Here is a 15,420-nt window from a genome sequence, read left to right on the forward strand (position 1 = left end):
TGGATGCTACGTCAGCGCGCGTCATCTCGCATGGAGGAACGCCGCTTGCTGGGCGCGGGCATACCCCCGGACATCCATCGTGGAACGCGCCCCCGACCTCGCGCCGGCACCTGCCGCCTGCACACCCCTTTTCGCTGAAACGCTGCCGGCGCCCCTGCGCTATGTCGACGACACGCGGCCCGGCTACACGCGGCGGCGCGAGCGCGGCCGCTTCGTCTACTTTGATACGCGCGGCGAGCGCATCCGCGACCCCGCCGTCATCGCGCGCATCAACAAGCTGGCGATCCCGCCGGCCTATACCGACGTGTGGATCTGCCCTCACGCGAACGGCCATCTGCAGGCGACCGGTCGCGACGCCCGGGGCCGCAAGCAGTACCGCTATCACCCCGACTGGCGAGCCTTTCGCGATGCGGACAAGTACGGCCGGCTGCTGGCGTTCGGAGCGGCGTTACCGCGGGTGCGCCAGGTGGTGACCGCGCAACTGGCGGCACCGGGCCTGTCGCGCGAGAAGATGCTCGCCACCGTGGTCTACCTGCTGGACGTGACGCTGGTGCGCGTGGGCAATGCGGCCTACGCGCGCGAGAACCGGTCGTACGGGCTCACGACGCTGCGCAACCGGCACGTCGAGGTGCGTGGCAACACGGTGCGGTTTCACTTTCGCGGCAAGAGCGGCGTCGAGCACGACGTATCGGTGTCGGACCCCCGCCTGGCGCGCATCATCCGGCGCTGCGTCGATCTGCCGGGCCAGGAACTCTTCCAGTACATCGACGAGGCGGGCGAGCGCCGCGCAGTCGATTCCGCCGATGTGAATACGTACCTGCAAACCCTCACGGGCGCGGATTTCACGGCGAAGGACTACCGCACCTGGGCCGGCAGTGCGCTGGCGCTGGAGCTGCTGCGTGGGCGGGCACCGGCCAGCCCCGCCGATGCGCGACGGCAGGTCGTGGAGGCGATTGCCGCCGTGGCGCAGCGCCTGGGCAACACGCCGGCGGTCTGCCGCAAGTGCTATGTGCATCCCGCCATCGTCGATGCGTTTGCGGCGGGTGAACTCGCCACGCTGGCACCGGCACGCGCGCGCAACGGCCTGCGCCGCGAGGAAGTCACGCTGATGCGCTTTCTCGAGACTGCCGCCGACCGCGACGCGGCGGACAAGAAAAAGCCCGCCTGAACGGCGGGCTCGGGGGCCTGGCAGAACGCGCGCTTACTTGCTCTGCGGCGTCATGTCGGGCGTGGCCGGCGACACACCTGGCGCAGCCGTCGGCTGGGCCTGCTGGGTCGCTGTCACCGTGCTGTGCTCCTGCAGGCCGCCGCCCAGCGCCGTGTACAGATCGATGGCGTTGGTCAGGCGAGCCAGGCGCGTCTGCACCAGGGTCTGGTCGGCGCTGAACAGGTCGCGCTGCGCATCAAGCACGTCGAGGAAGCTCGACACGCCGTTGCGGTAGCGCTGGTCCGACAGCGTCAGGCGCTCGGCGGTGGCATCGCGGAAGCGCTTCTGCGCGGCCACCTGCTCTTCGAGCGTGCCGCGCGCCACCAAGGCGTCAGACACTTCACGGAAGGCCGTCTGGATCGTCTTCTCGTAGTTCGCCACCGCAATCTTCTGGTTGGCCTTCGTGAGGTCCAGGTTGAAGACGTTGGTGCCCCAGTTGAAGATCGGCAGCGTCAGGTTCGGGACGAACGACCACAGGCCCGTGCCGCTCTTGAACAGGTCGTGCAGCGCCGTGCTGGCCGTGCCGATGTTCGAGGTCAGCCCGATGCTCGGGAAGAACGCCGCGCGCGCCACGCCGATGTTGGCGTTGGCCGCGATCAGCTGCTGCTCGGCCTGGCGGATGTCGGGGCGCTGCTCGAGCAGCTCCGACGGCAGACCGGGCGGAATATCCGCCACGATCTTCTCCGAGGACACCGTGGTCGGGGCCGGCAGGTCGGCCGGCAGCGGCGCACCGACCAGCAGCACCAGGGCGTTGGTCGCCTGGGCGTACTGGCGCGTGAGTTGCGCCACCGACACGCGGGCCGATTCGACCAGTGTCTCGGTCTGGCGCAGGTCCAGTGCCGACGACGCGCCAACGTCAAAGCGCTGCTTGGCGAGCCTGTAGTAGTCTTCGCGGCCCTTCAGCGTCTGCTGGGCCAGCTCGAGCTGCTCCGCATAGGCGCGCTCGTTCAGGTACGCCTTGGCCACCTGCGAGATCAGGCTGATCTGCGCGGCGCGGCGGCCTTCGTCGGTCGCCAGGTAGCTGGCGCGCGCTGACCGCGTGACGTCGCCCACGCTGAACAGGTTGACCTGGTAGTTGCTGATGCCCACGCCGAGCTGATACTGCTTGGTGTAGACGTCGCCACCGGTTTGCGAGATCGACGGCGGCGTATGGCTGCGCGTGTACACCGCGGACGCATTGACCGGCGGCAGCAGGTCGGCGATCTGCAGGCGGTACTGCGCACGCGCGGCCTCGACGTTGAGCATGGCGACGCGCAGGTCGCGGTTGTTCTCCAGCGCCAGGCCAATCAGCTTCTGCAGCCGTGCGTCGGGGAAGAACTCGCGCCAGCCCAGGTCGACCGCGCGCGGGGCGTTCTCGCCCGGCTTGGCGCTGTCCGCCGGCACGGCGTAGCCGGCCGGCGCCTGCGGGTACGTGCCGGTGACCGGGGCATCCGGGCGCTCGTAAGTCGGCGCCAGCGAGCAGCCGGACAGGATGCCGGCGGCCAGCAGGAGCGCCGGCAGCAGCGCGGGGGTTCGGAAAGTCATGTTGTTCTGCATGTTCAGATTTCCTCGTCCAGCGGACGGTGCGCGGCATCCAGGCGGCGTTGACGCTCGCTGCCCTTGAAGATGCGGCGGACCACCACGAAGAACACAGGCACCAGCACCACGGCCAGCACCGTCGCGGTGATCATCCCGCCCATCACGCCGGTACCGATGGCACGCTGGCTGGCGGAGCTCGCACCCGTGGCAATCGCCAGCGGCAGCACGCCCAGGATGAAGGCGAACGACGTCATGATGATCGGCCGGAACCGCAGGTGCACGGCTTCCAGCGTCGCCTCGATGAGGCCCTTGCCTTGCGCCTGCAGGTCCTTCGCAAACTCGATGATCAGAATCGCGTTCTTGGCGGACAGGCCCACCACCGCAATCAGGCCGACCTTGAAGTACACGTCGTCAGGCATGGCGCGCAGCGTCACGCCCAGCAGTGCACCGAGCACACCCAGCGGCACCACTAGAATCACCGCCGCCGGGATCGACCAGCTCTCGTAGAGCGCCGCCAGCACCAGGAACACCGCCAGCAGCGACAGCGCATACAGCGCCGGCGCCTGCGAGCCGGATTCCTTTTCCTGCAGCGACTGCCCCGTCCACTCGTAGCCGATGCCCGCCGGCAGCTTGGCCGCCAGACGTTCCATCTCGGCCATGGCGTCACCCGAGCTGGCACCCGGCGCAGCGGCACCCGAGAGGCGAACCGCCGGATAGCCGTTGTAGCGCACGAGCTGCACCGGGCCGACGATCCAGTGGCCCTTCGCGAACGTCGACATCGGCACCATGTTGCCCTGCGAATTGCGCACGTACAGGTTCATGATGTCTTCGGGCTGCATGCGGTTGATCTTGTCCGCCTGCACGATCACACGCTGCTGACGACCGTAGTTCGGGAAGTCGTTGGCGTATGCCGAACCCAGCGCCGTCGACAGCACGGAGTTGATGTCGGTGAACGAGACGCCCAGCGCATTGGCCTTCTCGCGGTCGATATCGACCTGGTACTGCGGCGAATCTTCCAGGCCTTCCGGACGCATGCCGGTGATGATCTTGCTCTGCGCCGCCATCCCCATCAGTTGATTGCGGGCGGCGATCAGCGCGTCGTGGCCCAGGCCCGCGCGGTCCTGCAGACGGAACGTGAAGCCCGTTGCGTTGCCCAGTTCCGGAATCGGCGGCGGGTTCAGCGGGAAGACGATCGCGTCGCGGATGCCGCCGAACAGCGCACCGAAGGCACGGCCGACTACGGCATCAGCGGTCTGATCCTTGCCCTTGCGCTCGCTCCAGTCCTTGAACGGGGTGAACACGATACCGGCGTTCGGGCCGTTGCCCGAGAAGCTGAAGCCCTGCACGGCCACGATGTTCTCGACCGCCTTTTCCTGCTTGTAGTAGTTCTCGACCTGCTTGATCACCTCCAGCGTGCGGTTGGCCGATGCCCCCGGCGGCAACTGGATGTTGGTCACGATGTAGCCCTGGTCTTCGGTCGGCAGGAACGAAGACGGCAGACGCAGGAACAGGAACACCACCGCAACGATCAGCGCCGCGTAGATGACCATGTAGCGGAAGGTCTTCTTCAGGATGCGTTCCACGAAGCTCTGGTAGCGGCTCGTGGTGGTGCTGAACATGCGGTTGAACCAGCCGAAGAAGCCTTTCTTTTCGTGGTGCGAACCCTTCTCGATCGGCTTGAGCAGCGTCGAGCACAGTGCCGGCGTGAGCGTCAGCGCCATGAGTGCCGAGAAGAAGATCGACGACACCATCGACAGCGAGAACTGTCGATAGATCGCGCCCACCGAGCCCGAGAAGAACGCCATCGGGATGAACACGGCCATCAGCACCAGCGTAATGCCGATGATGGCGCCCGTGATCTGGCCCATGGCCTTGCGGGTCGCTTCGCGGGGGGGCAGGCCTTCTTCGGCCATGATCCGCTCGACGTTTTCCACCACCACGATGGCATCGTCAACGAGAATACCGATCGCCAGCACGAGGCCGAACATCGTCAGCACGTTGATCGAGAAGCCCATCGCGTTCATGACGGCAAACGCGCCGAGCAGCGAGATCGGCACCACGATCGACGGCACCAGCGTGTAGCGGATGTTCTGCAGGAACAGCAGCATCACCAGGAACACCAGCACCATGGCCTCGAACAGCGTCTTGACCACTTCCTCGATCGAGATCTGCACGAACTTCGAAGTGTCGTACGGCACCTTGTACTCCACGCCCGGCGGGAAGTACTTCGACAGCTCTTCGAGCTTGGCCTTCACCGCCTTGGCGGTGCCCAGCGCATTGCCGGTCGGCGAAAGCTGCACGCCAATGGCCGAGATCGGTTGGCCGTTGATCCGCGCAGACGTCGAATAGGTCTGGCCGCCGAGTTCCAGGCGCGCCACGTCCTTCACGCGCACGAGTGAGCCGTCCGGCTTGGCCACCAGCACGATGTTGCCGAACTGCTCGGTGGTCGTGAGCTGGCCTTCCACCACGACCGTCGCCGCGAGCGGCTGGTCGGCCACGGACGGCAGATCGCCGATCGTACCGGCCGAGACCAGCGCGTTCTGCGCACGGATGGCGTTGTAGACGTCCGTCGGGGTCAGCTTGTAGCCGACCAGCTTGGCCGGATCGATCCAGACGCGCATCGCGCGCTCCGTACCGAACAGCACCGCCTGACCCACGCCCGGCACGCGCTTGATTTCGTTCAGCACGTTGCGCGAGATGTAGTCGCCCAGTGCCACCGGATCCATCTTGCCGTCGGTGGATGCCAGCGTGGCGAACAGCAGGAAGTTCGAGCGGGCCTTGTCGACCTGCACACCCTGCTGGGTCACCTGCGAAGGCAAACGCGCTTCCACGCGCTTCAGGCGGTTCTGCACGTCCACCTGCGCCAGTGCCGGATCGGTACCGGCCTTGAACGTCACGGTGATCTGCGCCTGGCCGTTACCGCCCTGGCTGACCGACTCCATATAGAGCAGGCCGTCCGCACCGTTCATTTCCTGCTCGATGATGCTGGTGACGGATTCGTCCAGCGTCTTCGCATTGGCGCCCGGATACGTTGCCGTGATGATGACGGACGGCGGCGCAATGGTCGGGTACTGCGAGATCGGCAGCTGGGTGATCGAAATCGCCCCGGCAAGGATGATGAACAGCGCGAGCACCCAGGCAAAGACCGGGCGATCGATGAAAAACTTTGCCATGCGATGGCTCCTTAGTTACTGCTTGGCTGCCGGTGCGCTGGCAGCGGGTGCGCTGGCTGCGGCGCCGCTGGCCGGGGCCGTGCCGCCGCCCTGGCCTTGCTGAGGCTTGCCCGGGCCCTGTTGGCCCGGTGCTGCGCCCGGCTGCCACGGCACGGCCTTGACCGGTGCGCCGGGACGGACCTTCTGCAGACCGTCGACGATGACCTTGTCGCCGGCCTTCAGACCGCTCGAGACGATCCACTCGGTGCCGATCGAACGGTCCGCCTTGACCTGGCGTACGGCGACCTGCCCCTTCTCATCGACGACCATGACGGAGGCGCCGTCCGGGCTGCGCGTGACAGCCTGCTGCGGCACCGTGATGGCCTGCTCGTCGACGGCCTGCTCGATGCGGGCGCGGACGTACATGCCGGGCAACAGCGTGCGCTCGGGGTTGGGAACGATCGCGCGCAGCGTGATCGTGCCCGTAGCCGGGTCCACCGTGAGGTCGGAGAAGTACAGCTTGCCCGGCTGCGCATAGGCGCGGCCGTCTTCGGTCACGAGGGTGACCTTGGCCGCATCGCCGCCCGCCTTGGCCAGCTTGCCGGCCTTGAGGGCTTCCTGCAGGCGCATCACCTCGGTGCTCGATTGCGTGAAGGTCAGATAGATGGGGTCGATCTGCTGCACGGTCGTCAGCAGCGTGGCCTCGCCCTGGCCGACCAGCGCACCTTCGGTGACCTGCGCCAGGCCGGCGCGGCCGGCGATCGGCGACGTCACGCTGGCATAGCCAAGGTTCAGCTTGGCGGTTTCCACGGCGGCACGCGCGGCCGCCACGTCGGCGGTGGCCTGCTTGGCCGCGGCGACGGCGTCGTCGTAATCCTGCTTGCTGATGGCGTTGGTGGCGACCAGCGGCTTGTAGCGCTCGGCCTTGATCTGCGCCTGCGATTGCGTGGCCTCCGAGCGTGCCAGTTGCGCCTTGGCGCTGTCGAGCGACGCACGATACGGCGCCGGATCGATCTGGAACAGCTGCTGGCCGGCCTTCACGTCGCTGCCTTCGGCATACATGCGCTTGAGCACGATGCCAGCGACCCGCGCACGCACCTGCGCCACGCGCGTGGCTTCCAGGCGGCCCGGCAATTCGCTGGTCAGGCCAACGGCATGCGGCTGCACGGTCACAACGCCGACTTCGGCCGGAGGCATGCCGGCGCCGCCCGGCCCTTGTGCCTGCTTGTTGCCGCAGGCTGCAAGCGCCACCACCACGAATGCGGCGGCGGCGAGTTGGTGATAACGGCGGGTGTTCGTCATAGATGACCCCATGTGGCGATAAGCGGAATGCCGGCGGATCGCATACCGGACAGCGCGCAAACGAGTGCGACGCCGGCAAACCGTCAGCGAAACAAAAAAACAGAAAACGAAAACGTCCGATGCTAGCCGTATCTGGCTGCATGCGATATGGCCTGTGCGACGAACTCGCAACAACCGGGGCCAGAATGCGAGAAGCGGGAGCGATCGGCAGTCGGTCTCCGCGCCCGGCGCCGGCGAACAGAGCCAGCGCCGGACCGCGAGCCACACCACGAAGTGGCGCAAACGACCATGGGCAAGCGACGGAGTGCGCGCTATTATAGATACGTTCGCGTATGTATGTAAGTCGGCCTGCGATCAGTACGGACTCCGTTGACACGTTTCCGGAGTGCGTAGCAAGCAGGGCGGCGTGCCGAACGTGCGGCGCATGCCGCGCTGCGACAAGCATTGTCGGCGAGCGGAGCGTCTGCCGCGTTGTGCAAAGCGCAATGCTGCGTTGCCCGGATTTGTGCGACGCACAAAAGCCAATCGAAAGAACGACGGCACGCTGGGCCGGCGTTCCTCTGGAACATCATGGTCAGACGAACCAAGGAAGAAGCCCTGGAAACACGCAACCGCATCCTCGACGCGGCGGAAGACGTGTTCTACGCGCGCGGTGTGGCGCGCACATCGTTATCGGATATCGCCCAGGCGGCGGGGGTGACGCGCGGCGCCATCTATTGGCACTTCCGCAACAAGACCGACGTGTTCTCCGCCATGTGCGAGCGCGTGAAGCTTCCGATGGAAACGATGTGCTCGCCGCCCGGTGTGGAAGCCGACGACCCGCTCGGTGAGTTGCGCAACGTCGGCAATTTCCTGCTGCGCCAACTCGTCGAAGACGCGCATTGGCGCAAGGTGTTCGAGATCATGTTCAACAAGTGCGAGTTCGTCGAAGACACGAGCCCGATCCTCAAGCGTCAGCAGGAATCCTATGAAGAAGGCATGGCGCGCCTGAGCAGCATCATCGAGCAGGCCACGCGGCGCGGCCAGTTGCCGGCCGACCTCGACATCCCGCTGGCCGTCGCGCATTTCCATGCGGCATTCAACGGCATCATGGGCGACTATCTCTTCTATCCCGATGCGTCCAGCCTCGCCAGCAAGCGCGAGCGCCTGCTCGATGCGTGCATCGACACCCTGAAATACTCGCCCGCGCTTCGCCGGTCGCAACCGGCTGCCAGTCGGGCCGAGGCCTCGGCATGAGCGCGCCCGCGTTCGACCAGATGGTGTTTGCCGGCGGCGGCAACCGGTGCTGGTGGCAGGCCGGCTGGTGGGATGTCGTGCAACCGGAGCTCGGCCTGGCGCCGCGTGTGATTGCCGGCATCTCGGCGGGCGCATCGACGGCGTGCATGCTGCATGCGTGGAATTCCGCCGAGCTGATGGACTACTACGGCGAGGCGCTGCGCCACAACACCCGCAACGCCCACTGGGGCAACCTGCTGCGCGGCGAACGGGTGTTCCCGCATTACGGCATGTACCGCGCGGCCCTGCTGACGGTGTTCGGTGAGGGCCGCTTGGGGCGGCTTGCGCAGGCACCCGAAATCCGCATCGGCGTCGCGCACATTCCGCGCTGGATGGGTGCGCGCACGGCGGTGGCGGCTGGGCTGATCGCGTACAACATCGAAAAGCACGTCCGCAAGACGCTGCACCCGACGCTCGGCAAGCGCCTCGGCTTCACGGCGGAGATCGTGCGCGCACAGGATTGCGCCACGCCCGAAGAGCTGGCCGACCTGCTGCTGCAGTCCGCCTCCACGCCGCCGTTCACGCCAGTGCTGCGACGCGCGGGGCGGCCGGTGCTGGACGGCGGCATGGTCGACAACGTGCCGGTGCACGCGCTCGACCCCTCGCCCGGCGATGCGCTGGTGCTGGTCACGCGCCTGTACCCGCGGCCCACGCATTTCCGCATGGATGTGCCCGTGGCCGGCGGCGTGCAGCGCCGCTTCTACGTGCAGCCCTCGCGCAAGGTGCCGATCTCCAGTTGGGACTACACCCGCCCCGAGGCCATGCGCGACGCCTACGCGCTCGGCCGTCATGACGGCGAAACGTTCCTGCGCGAACTTCCTCGCGGGTTCGCCACAGCCGTCGCGGCATAGCCGCTGCGCAGGGCCGGCGCGCCCGCCGGCGTGCCATCCGGGCCGCCCGGCCGTTGCCTCCTGGACGGACCTGCCATGCCCGCCAACCCCGCACATGCGTTTGACCTGATCGTGATCGGCGCCGGCCCGGCGGGGCTGGCTGCGGCGCATCGATCTGCACAACTCGGTGCGCGCACGTTGCTCATCGACCGCGCGCACGCGGGCGGCACCTCCGGCAATCGGGGCTGCATTCCCAAGATGCTGCTCCGATATGGCGCGGCGATGGCACGGTGCTCCGGCGCGAACCCCGCCGCCCACGCCTGGGCAGACACCATCGCACGGGCCCGCGGCGAAGTCGCACGACAGCGCGATGCCCACCTCGCCGAGCTCGCCGATGCCGGCGTCCAATGGATGCGCGGCATGGCGTCATTGCGCGGCCGAGGCATCGTGCGCGTGCAGACCGACGCAGGCAAGACCACGCTGCGCGCGCGGCAGATCGTGCTGGCCGCCGGCGCCCATCCCATGCCGCTGTCCGCGCCCGGCGCCGAGCTGGCGTGCACCTCCGACGACGTACTCGGGTGGGACGCGCTGCCCGCGTCACTGATCGTGGTCGGCGGCAGCGCCATTGCCGTGGAGCTCGCGTCCACGCTGGCGGGCTTTGGCGTGCGCGTGACATTGCTGGCGCGCGATGCGCGCGTGCTGCCCGAATTCGACGACGCATTGTCTGACGCCGCAGCCCGCGCGCTCGCTGCGAGCGGCGTCGAGCTGATCGCGGGCGCCGACATCGCCCGCATCGAACGCGACGCCGTCAACGGCGAGGGCGTGGTCGTCCACGTGAACCCGGCAGGCAACGGGGTCTCGCGCCTACTGCGCGCCCAGCACGTGCTCAGTGCCGTCGGCCGCGCCCCGAATACGGCCGGCCTGGGCGTGGAAGCCGCAGGCGTCACGCTGGATGCGCGTGCGCGCATTGCGGTGGACCGCCACTTCCGCACGCGCGCACGCGGCGTGCATGCGGTGGGCGACCTCTGCAGCGGCAGCCCGCTGCAGCTGGCGCCGGTGGCGGCGGCGCAAGGCCGCTACGTGGCCGAGCGGCTCTTTGGCAAGGGCGTCAAGTTGCCCGACATGAGCATGGTGCCGATGGCCGTGTTCTGTGATCCGGCCATCGCCAGCGTGGGCCTGACCGAAGCCGAAGCCCGCGCGCGCTGGCCCGAGACCGACAAGCGCACCGCAGCCGACCGCATCGACGTGGTGGTGCGCCGCTTTGTGCCGCTGGAGCAGCGCTTTGCCGGCACGGGCCGGGAATCGCTGATCAAACTCGTCTGCAACGCGCGCAGCGGACGCGTGCTCGGTGCGCACATCGTCGACAACGCGGCGCCCGACCTCATCCAGACCCTGGCCGTGGCGGTGCGCATGGGCGTGCGGCTCAAGCACCTGCGCACGACCGTCGGATTGCACCCGAGCGTCGCCGAGGCGCTGGTGGCGGGGTGATGGAGCCCCGGGGGTCGCACACTCGTTCAATTTTCCTGATGGCTCTCTGCAAAACCGTGCATGCTGCGGGCTCGACACGGGCGCAGAATGGCAAGCCTATCTTTCAGGAAATTTGACATGCTTCCCGTGCTCTACCTTTCTCATGGGTCGCCCATGCTGGCGGTCGATCCGGGCCCGGTCGGCAAGGCGCTGGCGACACTCGGCCAGGACATGGCGGCGCTCGCGCCCCGTGCCATCGCGGTGATTTCGCCGCACTGGATGACGCGCCGTCCGGCGGTCACGGCCCGCGCGCAGCAGGAGGCGTGGCACGACTTTGGCGGCTTCCCGCCGCAGCTGTATGCCCTCGAATATGCGCCCGCCGGCGCGCCCGACGTGGCCGAGCGCATCCGTGCGCTGATCGACGGCAATATCGTCCCCGGGCTCGAAGAACAGGCCTCCACGGTGCTCGACCCGCGCCAGCCGCTCGACCACGGCGCATGGATTCCGCTGATGCTGATGCTGCCTGAGGCGCAGATCCCGGTGGTGCAGGTGTCGCTGATGCCGGGCCTGTCGCCGGCCTGCCAGATGGCGATGGGGCGCACCCTTGCGCCGTTGCGCGACGAGGGTGTGCTGATCGTCGGGTCGGGCAGTTTCACGCACAACCTGCGTGCGCTGATGCGCGGTCCCGGCACGGCCCAGCACGGCATGGCCGTCGAGCCATGGGTCGTGGCGTTCCGCGAATGGATGCTCGAAGCGATGTCCGAAGGGCTGCGCACGGGCGACTTCGCTACCCTGTGCGACTACCGCGCGCAGGCTCCGCACGCGGCGCACGCCCACCCGACCGACGAGCACCTGATGCCGTTCTACGTGGCACTGGGCGCCGCCATGGGCCAGCCGGGGCAGGCCACGCCCGGCGGCGTGCAGGCACGGCATGTCGTCGATACGGTGACGTACGGCTCGCTGGCGATGGACAGCTTCCGCTTTGAGGGCGCGGGCGCCATCCAGCCGCCGCTGCACGCCGCGGCCTGACCGGCCGAGGCTGGCGTTACGCGCGAATCAGCGCAGGCGCCAGCGCCGTTGGGTTGACCACGCTGTCGACATTGCCCTGCAGCACATCGAGGATGTTCTGGAAGGCGACGCGGAAGTACATCTCGTAGCTGTCGCGCTCCACGTAGCCGATGTGCGGCGTGCAGATGCAGTTCTCCATGCGCAGCAGCGTGTGGCCCTGGAGGATGGGCTCCGTCTCGAAGACGTCGATGGCCGCCATGCCGGGGCGGCCTCGGTTCAGCGACGTCACCAGGCCGTTTTCCTCCACCAGCTCGGCGCGGCTCGTGTTGACGAAGAGGGCGGTCGGCTTCATCCGCGTGAGGTCGGCCACCGTGACGATGCCGCGCGTCTCGTCGTTCAGGCGCAGGTGCACGGACAGCACGTCGGACCGCTCGAACAGCGCTTCCTTCGATTCGGCCACGTCAAAGCCATCGGCACGCGCGCGCTCCTGCGAGCCCTCGCGGCCCCACACCAGCACCTTCATTCCGAATGCGCGGCCATAGCCGGCCACGAGCTGGCCGATCTTGCCGTAGCCGAAAATGCCGAGCGTCTGGCCCTTGAGCACGCGGCCGATGCCGAAGTTGGGCGGCATCGTCGTGGATTTCAGCCCCGACTGCTGCCACGCGCCATGCTTCAGGCTCGCCACGTACTGCGGAATGCGGCGCTGCGCGGCCATGACCAGCGCCCACGTCAGCTCGGCCGGCGCCACCGGCGAGCCCTTGCCCTCCAGCACGACGACGCCCTTGTCGGTGCAGGCGTCCAGATCGATATGGCCGCCCGCATCGCGCGACACGCGGCCGGTCTGGCTGATGATCTTGAGCTTGGGCAGGCGATCGAGCAGCTGGCGCGTGACGCGCGTGCGCTCCCGGATCAGCACGATGGCTTCGACATCCGCCACGCGTGCGGCCAGCTGGCCCACACCCTTGACGGTGTTGTTGAACACTTTGACTTCGTGGTCTTGCAGCAGGCTGAAGCAATCCAGCTTGCGAACGGCGTCTTGGTAGTCGTCCAGTACGGCAATCTTCATCGACATCTCACTTCGGACAATGGTGCGCAGCAAAAAACAGCGATCCCTCGCGGTGGTATTCTTCCCATCCCCCGTCGCACGGCAATCCGTGGCGACGTTCGGAAATGCCCGCCGCGGGCACGCAACTTGCGCAGCCACGCTGGTGACGAGTCCTTATTCTTAATGTCCCGCCACTTTAGCGCACGCGGCCCCCGCTGCCCGGAAAAACCCGTATTCCGGCCGCGCACCGCTTTGTAACTGAATGTGAAATCAGCACGGACATCCTCCCTCCGCCTGCGTCGCCGCTCCCCCTGGAAACCGCTGATCCGGCCTGTTCACGATGCGCCGTCGATCGCTTTCCCCCCGCCGCTGGGCGCGGCCTCCGTGCTGACCTGCCGCCGATTTCTTTTTCACTTCCATTGGAGTTTTGGTCATGAATCAACCCGTGATGCAGGGCGTTCCCGCACTGAACGTGCCCGATTACGTCAAACACCCGCGCCTGATCGCGTGGGTGAGCGAAATTGCCGCGCTCACCCAGCCCGAGCGCATCGTGTGGTGCGACGGTTCGCAGGAGGAATACGACCGCCTGTGCGCGGAGATGGTCGCCGCGGGCACGATGAAGCGGCTCAACCCGGCCAAGCGCAAGAACTCGTACCTGGCCCTGTCGGATCCGTCGGATGTGGCGCGCGTGGAAGACCGCACCTTCATCTGCTCGGAGAAGAAGGAAGACGCCGGCCCCACCAACAACTGGATCGCCCCGGCCGAGATGCGCCAGACGCTCAACGGCCTGTTTGACGGCTGCATGCGCGGCCGCACGCTGTATGTGGTGCCGTTCTCGATGGGCCCGCTTGGCTCGCCGATCGCGCACATTGGCGTGGAACTGTCGGACAGCCCGTACGTGGCGGTCAACATGCGCATCATGACGCGCATGGGCCGCGCCGTGTACGACGTGCTGGGCACCGACGGCGAGTTCGTGCCGTGCGTGCACACCGTCGGCAAGCCGCTCGCGGCCGGTGAGAAGGATGTGCCGTGGCCGTGCAACCCGACCAAGTACATCGTGCACTTCCCTGAATCGCGCGAAATCTGGTCGTTCGGCTCGGGCTACGGCGGCAACGCGCTGCTCGGCAAGAAGTGCTTCGCGCTGCGCATTGCTTCCACGATGGGCCGCGACCAGGGCTGGCTGGCCGAGCACATGCTGATCCTGGGCGTGACCTCGCCCGAGGGCAGGACGTACCACGTCGCCGCCGCCTTCCCGTCGGCCTGCGGCAAGACCAACTTTGCGATGCTGATTCCGCCGGCCGGCTTCAACGGCTGGAAGGTCACGACCATCGGCGACGACATTGCCTGGATCAAGCCCCGCAAGGACGCGGACGGCCAGACGCGCCTGTACGCCATCAACCCGGAAGCCGGCTACTTTGGCGTGGCCCCCGGCACGAGCGAGAAGACCAACTTCAACGCGATGGCCACGCTCAAGGAAAACGTCATCTTCACCAACGTCGCGCTGACGGACGACGGCGACGTCTGGTGGGAAGGCATGACCGACACGCCGCCCGCGCACCTGATCGACTGGCAGGGCCAGGACTGGACGCCCGAGACCGCCAAGGAGACCGGCCGCAAAGCCGCGCACCCGAACGCGCGCTTCACGGCACCGGCCGCGCAGTGCCCGTCGATCGATCCGGAATGGGACAACCCGGCCGGCGTACCTATTGATGCGTTCATCTTCGGCGGCCGCCGTTCGACCACCGTGCCGCTCGTGACCGAAGCGCGCGACTGGACCGAAGGCGTGTACATGGCCGCGACGATGGGCTCGGAAACCACCGCGGCGGCTGCCGGCCAGCAGGGCGTGGTGCGCCGCGACCCGTTCGCCATGCTGCCGTTCTGCGGCTACAACATGGCCGACTACTTTGCGCACTGGCTCAAGCTCGGCGAACAGCTCGCCCAGAGCGGCGCCACGCTGCCGAAGATCTTCTGCGTGAACTGGTTCCGCAAGGACGAAAACGGCAAGTTCGTGTGGCCGGGCTTCGGCGAGAACATGCGCGTGCTGAAGTGGATGATCGACCGCATCGAGGGTCAGGTGCAGGGCGAGGAGCACGTTTTCGGCGTGTCGCCGCGTTACGAAGAGCTACGCTGGGACGGTTTGGACTTCACGGCCGAGCAGTTCGCGAAGGTGATCTCGCTGGACGCCGCTGCCTGGAAGGAGGAGCTGGCGCTTCACGAGGAGTTGTTTGCACAACTGGCGCACGGACTGCCCCAGGCCCTGCCCGCCGCCAAGAGCCGCCTGGAGGACCGCCTCGAAGGCTGATCCAGCCTCATCGGCATGAAGAAGCCCGCCTCGCGCGGGCTTTTTATTTTTGGGCTCGGGCGACCATCATTGCCCAAACAACGGGCAGTAATCCAAAAGATTTAAATCGCCTGAATTACCCCTCACCGCAAAACGGGTCAATTGATTTTTCTGAAAACAGAAGCGGATTGTAAAAAATACCGCCCGGCACATGAGACCGAGCATTATGCCAGGCTCAGCATAATAGGCGCGTGTTTATGCGGGAACCGGATCACGCACCGCCAAGATCGTTGCCTGGCATAGCTTTGTGAAGAACCGATGTCAACCATTCCGCT

Annotated in this window: 10 protein-coding genes; 6 read left to right on the plus strand and 4 right to left on the minus strand. The window is 67.0% G+C overall.

Annotated elements, in window-relative coordinates:
• Positions 1–79 precede the first annotated feature (79 nt).
• On the plus strand, positions 80–1,168 hold the full coding sequence (locus KHN96_RS16060; RefSeq protein ID WP_062737579.1) for a DNA topoisomerase IB: 1,089 nt from the start codon (positions 80–82) through the stop codon (positions 1,166–1,168).
• A gap of 33 nt (positions 1,169–1,201) precedes the next feature.
• On the opposite strand, the gene KHN96_RS16065 is transcribed toward KHN96_RS16060, so the two are convergent.
• From KHN96_RS16065 to KHN96_RS16075, 3 genes are read right to left on the minus strand one after another with little or no spacing between them, the layout of a single operon-like run.
• On the minus strand, positions 1,202–2,743 hold the full coding sequence (locus KHN96_RS16065) for an efflux transporter outer membrane subunit (protein ID WP_062737580.1): 1,542 nt from the start codon (positions 2,741–2,743) through the stop codon (positions 1,202–1,204).
• A gap of 2 nt (positions 2,744–2,745) precedes the next feature.
• The gene (locus tag KHN96_RS16070) at positions 2,746–5,898 is read right to left on the minus strand and encodes an efflux RND transporter permease subunit (RefSeq protein ID WP_045785477.1); all 3,153 of its coding nucleotides are present in this window, start codon (positions 5,896–5,898) and stop codon (positions 2,746–2,748) included.
• A gap of 15 nt (positions 5,899–5,913) precedes the next feature.
• The gene (locus KHN96_RS16075; RefSeq protein WP_062737581.1) at positions 5,914–7,179 is read right to left on the minus strand and encodes an efflux RND transporter periplasmic adaptor subunit; all 1,266 of its coding nucleotides are present in this window, start codon (positions 7,177–7,179) and stop codon (positions 5,914–5,916) included.
• A gap of 570 nt (positions 7,180–7,749) precedes the next feature.
• Here KHN96_RS16075 and KHN96_RS16080 point away from each other — a divergent pair.
• The 4 genes from KHN96_RS16080 (at position 7,750) to KHN96_RS16095 (ending at position 11,780) form a co-directional block, all read left to right on the plus strand.
• Positions 7,750–8,415 carry a TetR family transcriptional regulator gene (locus KHN96_RS16080; RefSeq protein WP_045785475.1) on the plus strand — a complete coding sequence of 222 codons (666 nt, stop codon included), beginning with the start codon at positions 7,750–7,752 and terminating at the stop codon, positions 8,413–8,415.
• Positions 8,412–9,305 (plus strand): patatin-like phospholipase family protein, encoded by an 894-nt coding sequence (locus KHN96_RS16085; protein ID WP_062737582.1) that lies wholly within the window; start codon positions 8,412–8,414, stop codon positions 9,303–9,305. Before KHN96_RS16080 ends, KHN96_RS16085 begins: the two co-directional genes overlap by 4 nt.
• 75 nt (positions 9,306–9,380) lie before the next feature.
• A complete protein-coding gene (locus tag KHN96_RS16090; protein ID WP_062737583.1) occupies positions 9,381–10,772 on the plus strand; it encodes a dihydrolipoyl dehydrogenase family protein in 1,392 nt (463 codons plus the stop codon).
• Positions 10,773–10,889: 117 nt separating this feature from the next.
• Positions 10,890–11,780, plus strand: a complete 891-nt coding sequence (locus KHN96_RS16095; protein WP_062737584.1) for a DODA-type extradiol aromatic ring-opening family dioxygenase — start codon at positions 10,890–10,892, stop codon at positions 11,778–11,780.
• A gap of 16 nt (positions 11,781–11,796) precedes the next feature.
• On the opposite strand, the gene KHN96_RS16100 is transcribed toward KHN96_RS16095, so the two are convergent.
• On the minus strand, positions 11,797–12,825 hold the full coding sequence (locus KHN96_RS16100; RefSeq protein ID WP_045785471.1) for a D-2-hydroxyacid dehydrogenase family protein: 1,029 nt from the start codon (positions 12,823–12,825) through the stop codon (positions 11,797–11,799).
• A 412-nt stretch (positions 12,826–13,237) separates the two neighbouring features.
• Between KHN96_RS16100 and KHN96_RS16105 the strand changes: the two genes are divergently transcribed.
• Positions 13,238–15,106 (plus strand): phosphoenolpyruvate carboxykinase (GTP), encoded by a 1,869-nt coding sequence (locus KHN96_RS16105; protein ID WP_062737585.1) that lies wholly within the window; start codon positions 13,238–13,240, stop codon positions 15,104–15,106.
• Positions 15,107–15,420 lie beyond the last annotated feature (314 nt).

The organism is Ralstonia mannitolilytica, from assembly GCF_905397375.1.
GTDB classification, from domain to species: domain Bacteria; phylum Pseudomonadota; class Gammaproteobacteria; order Burkholderiales; family Burkholderiaceae; genus Ralstonia; species Ralstonia mannitolilytica.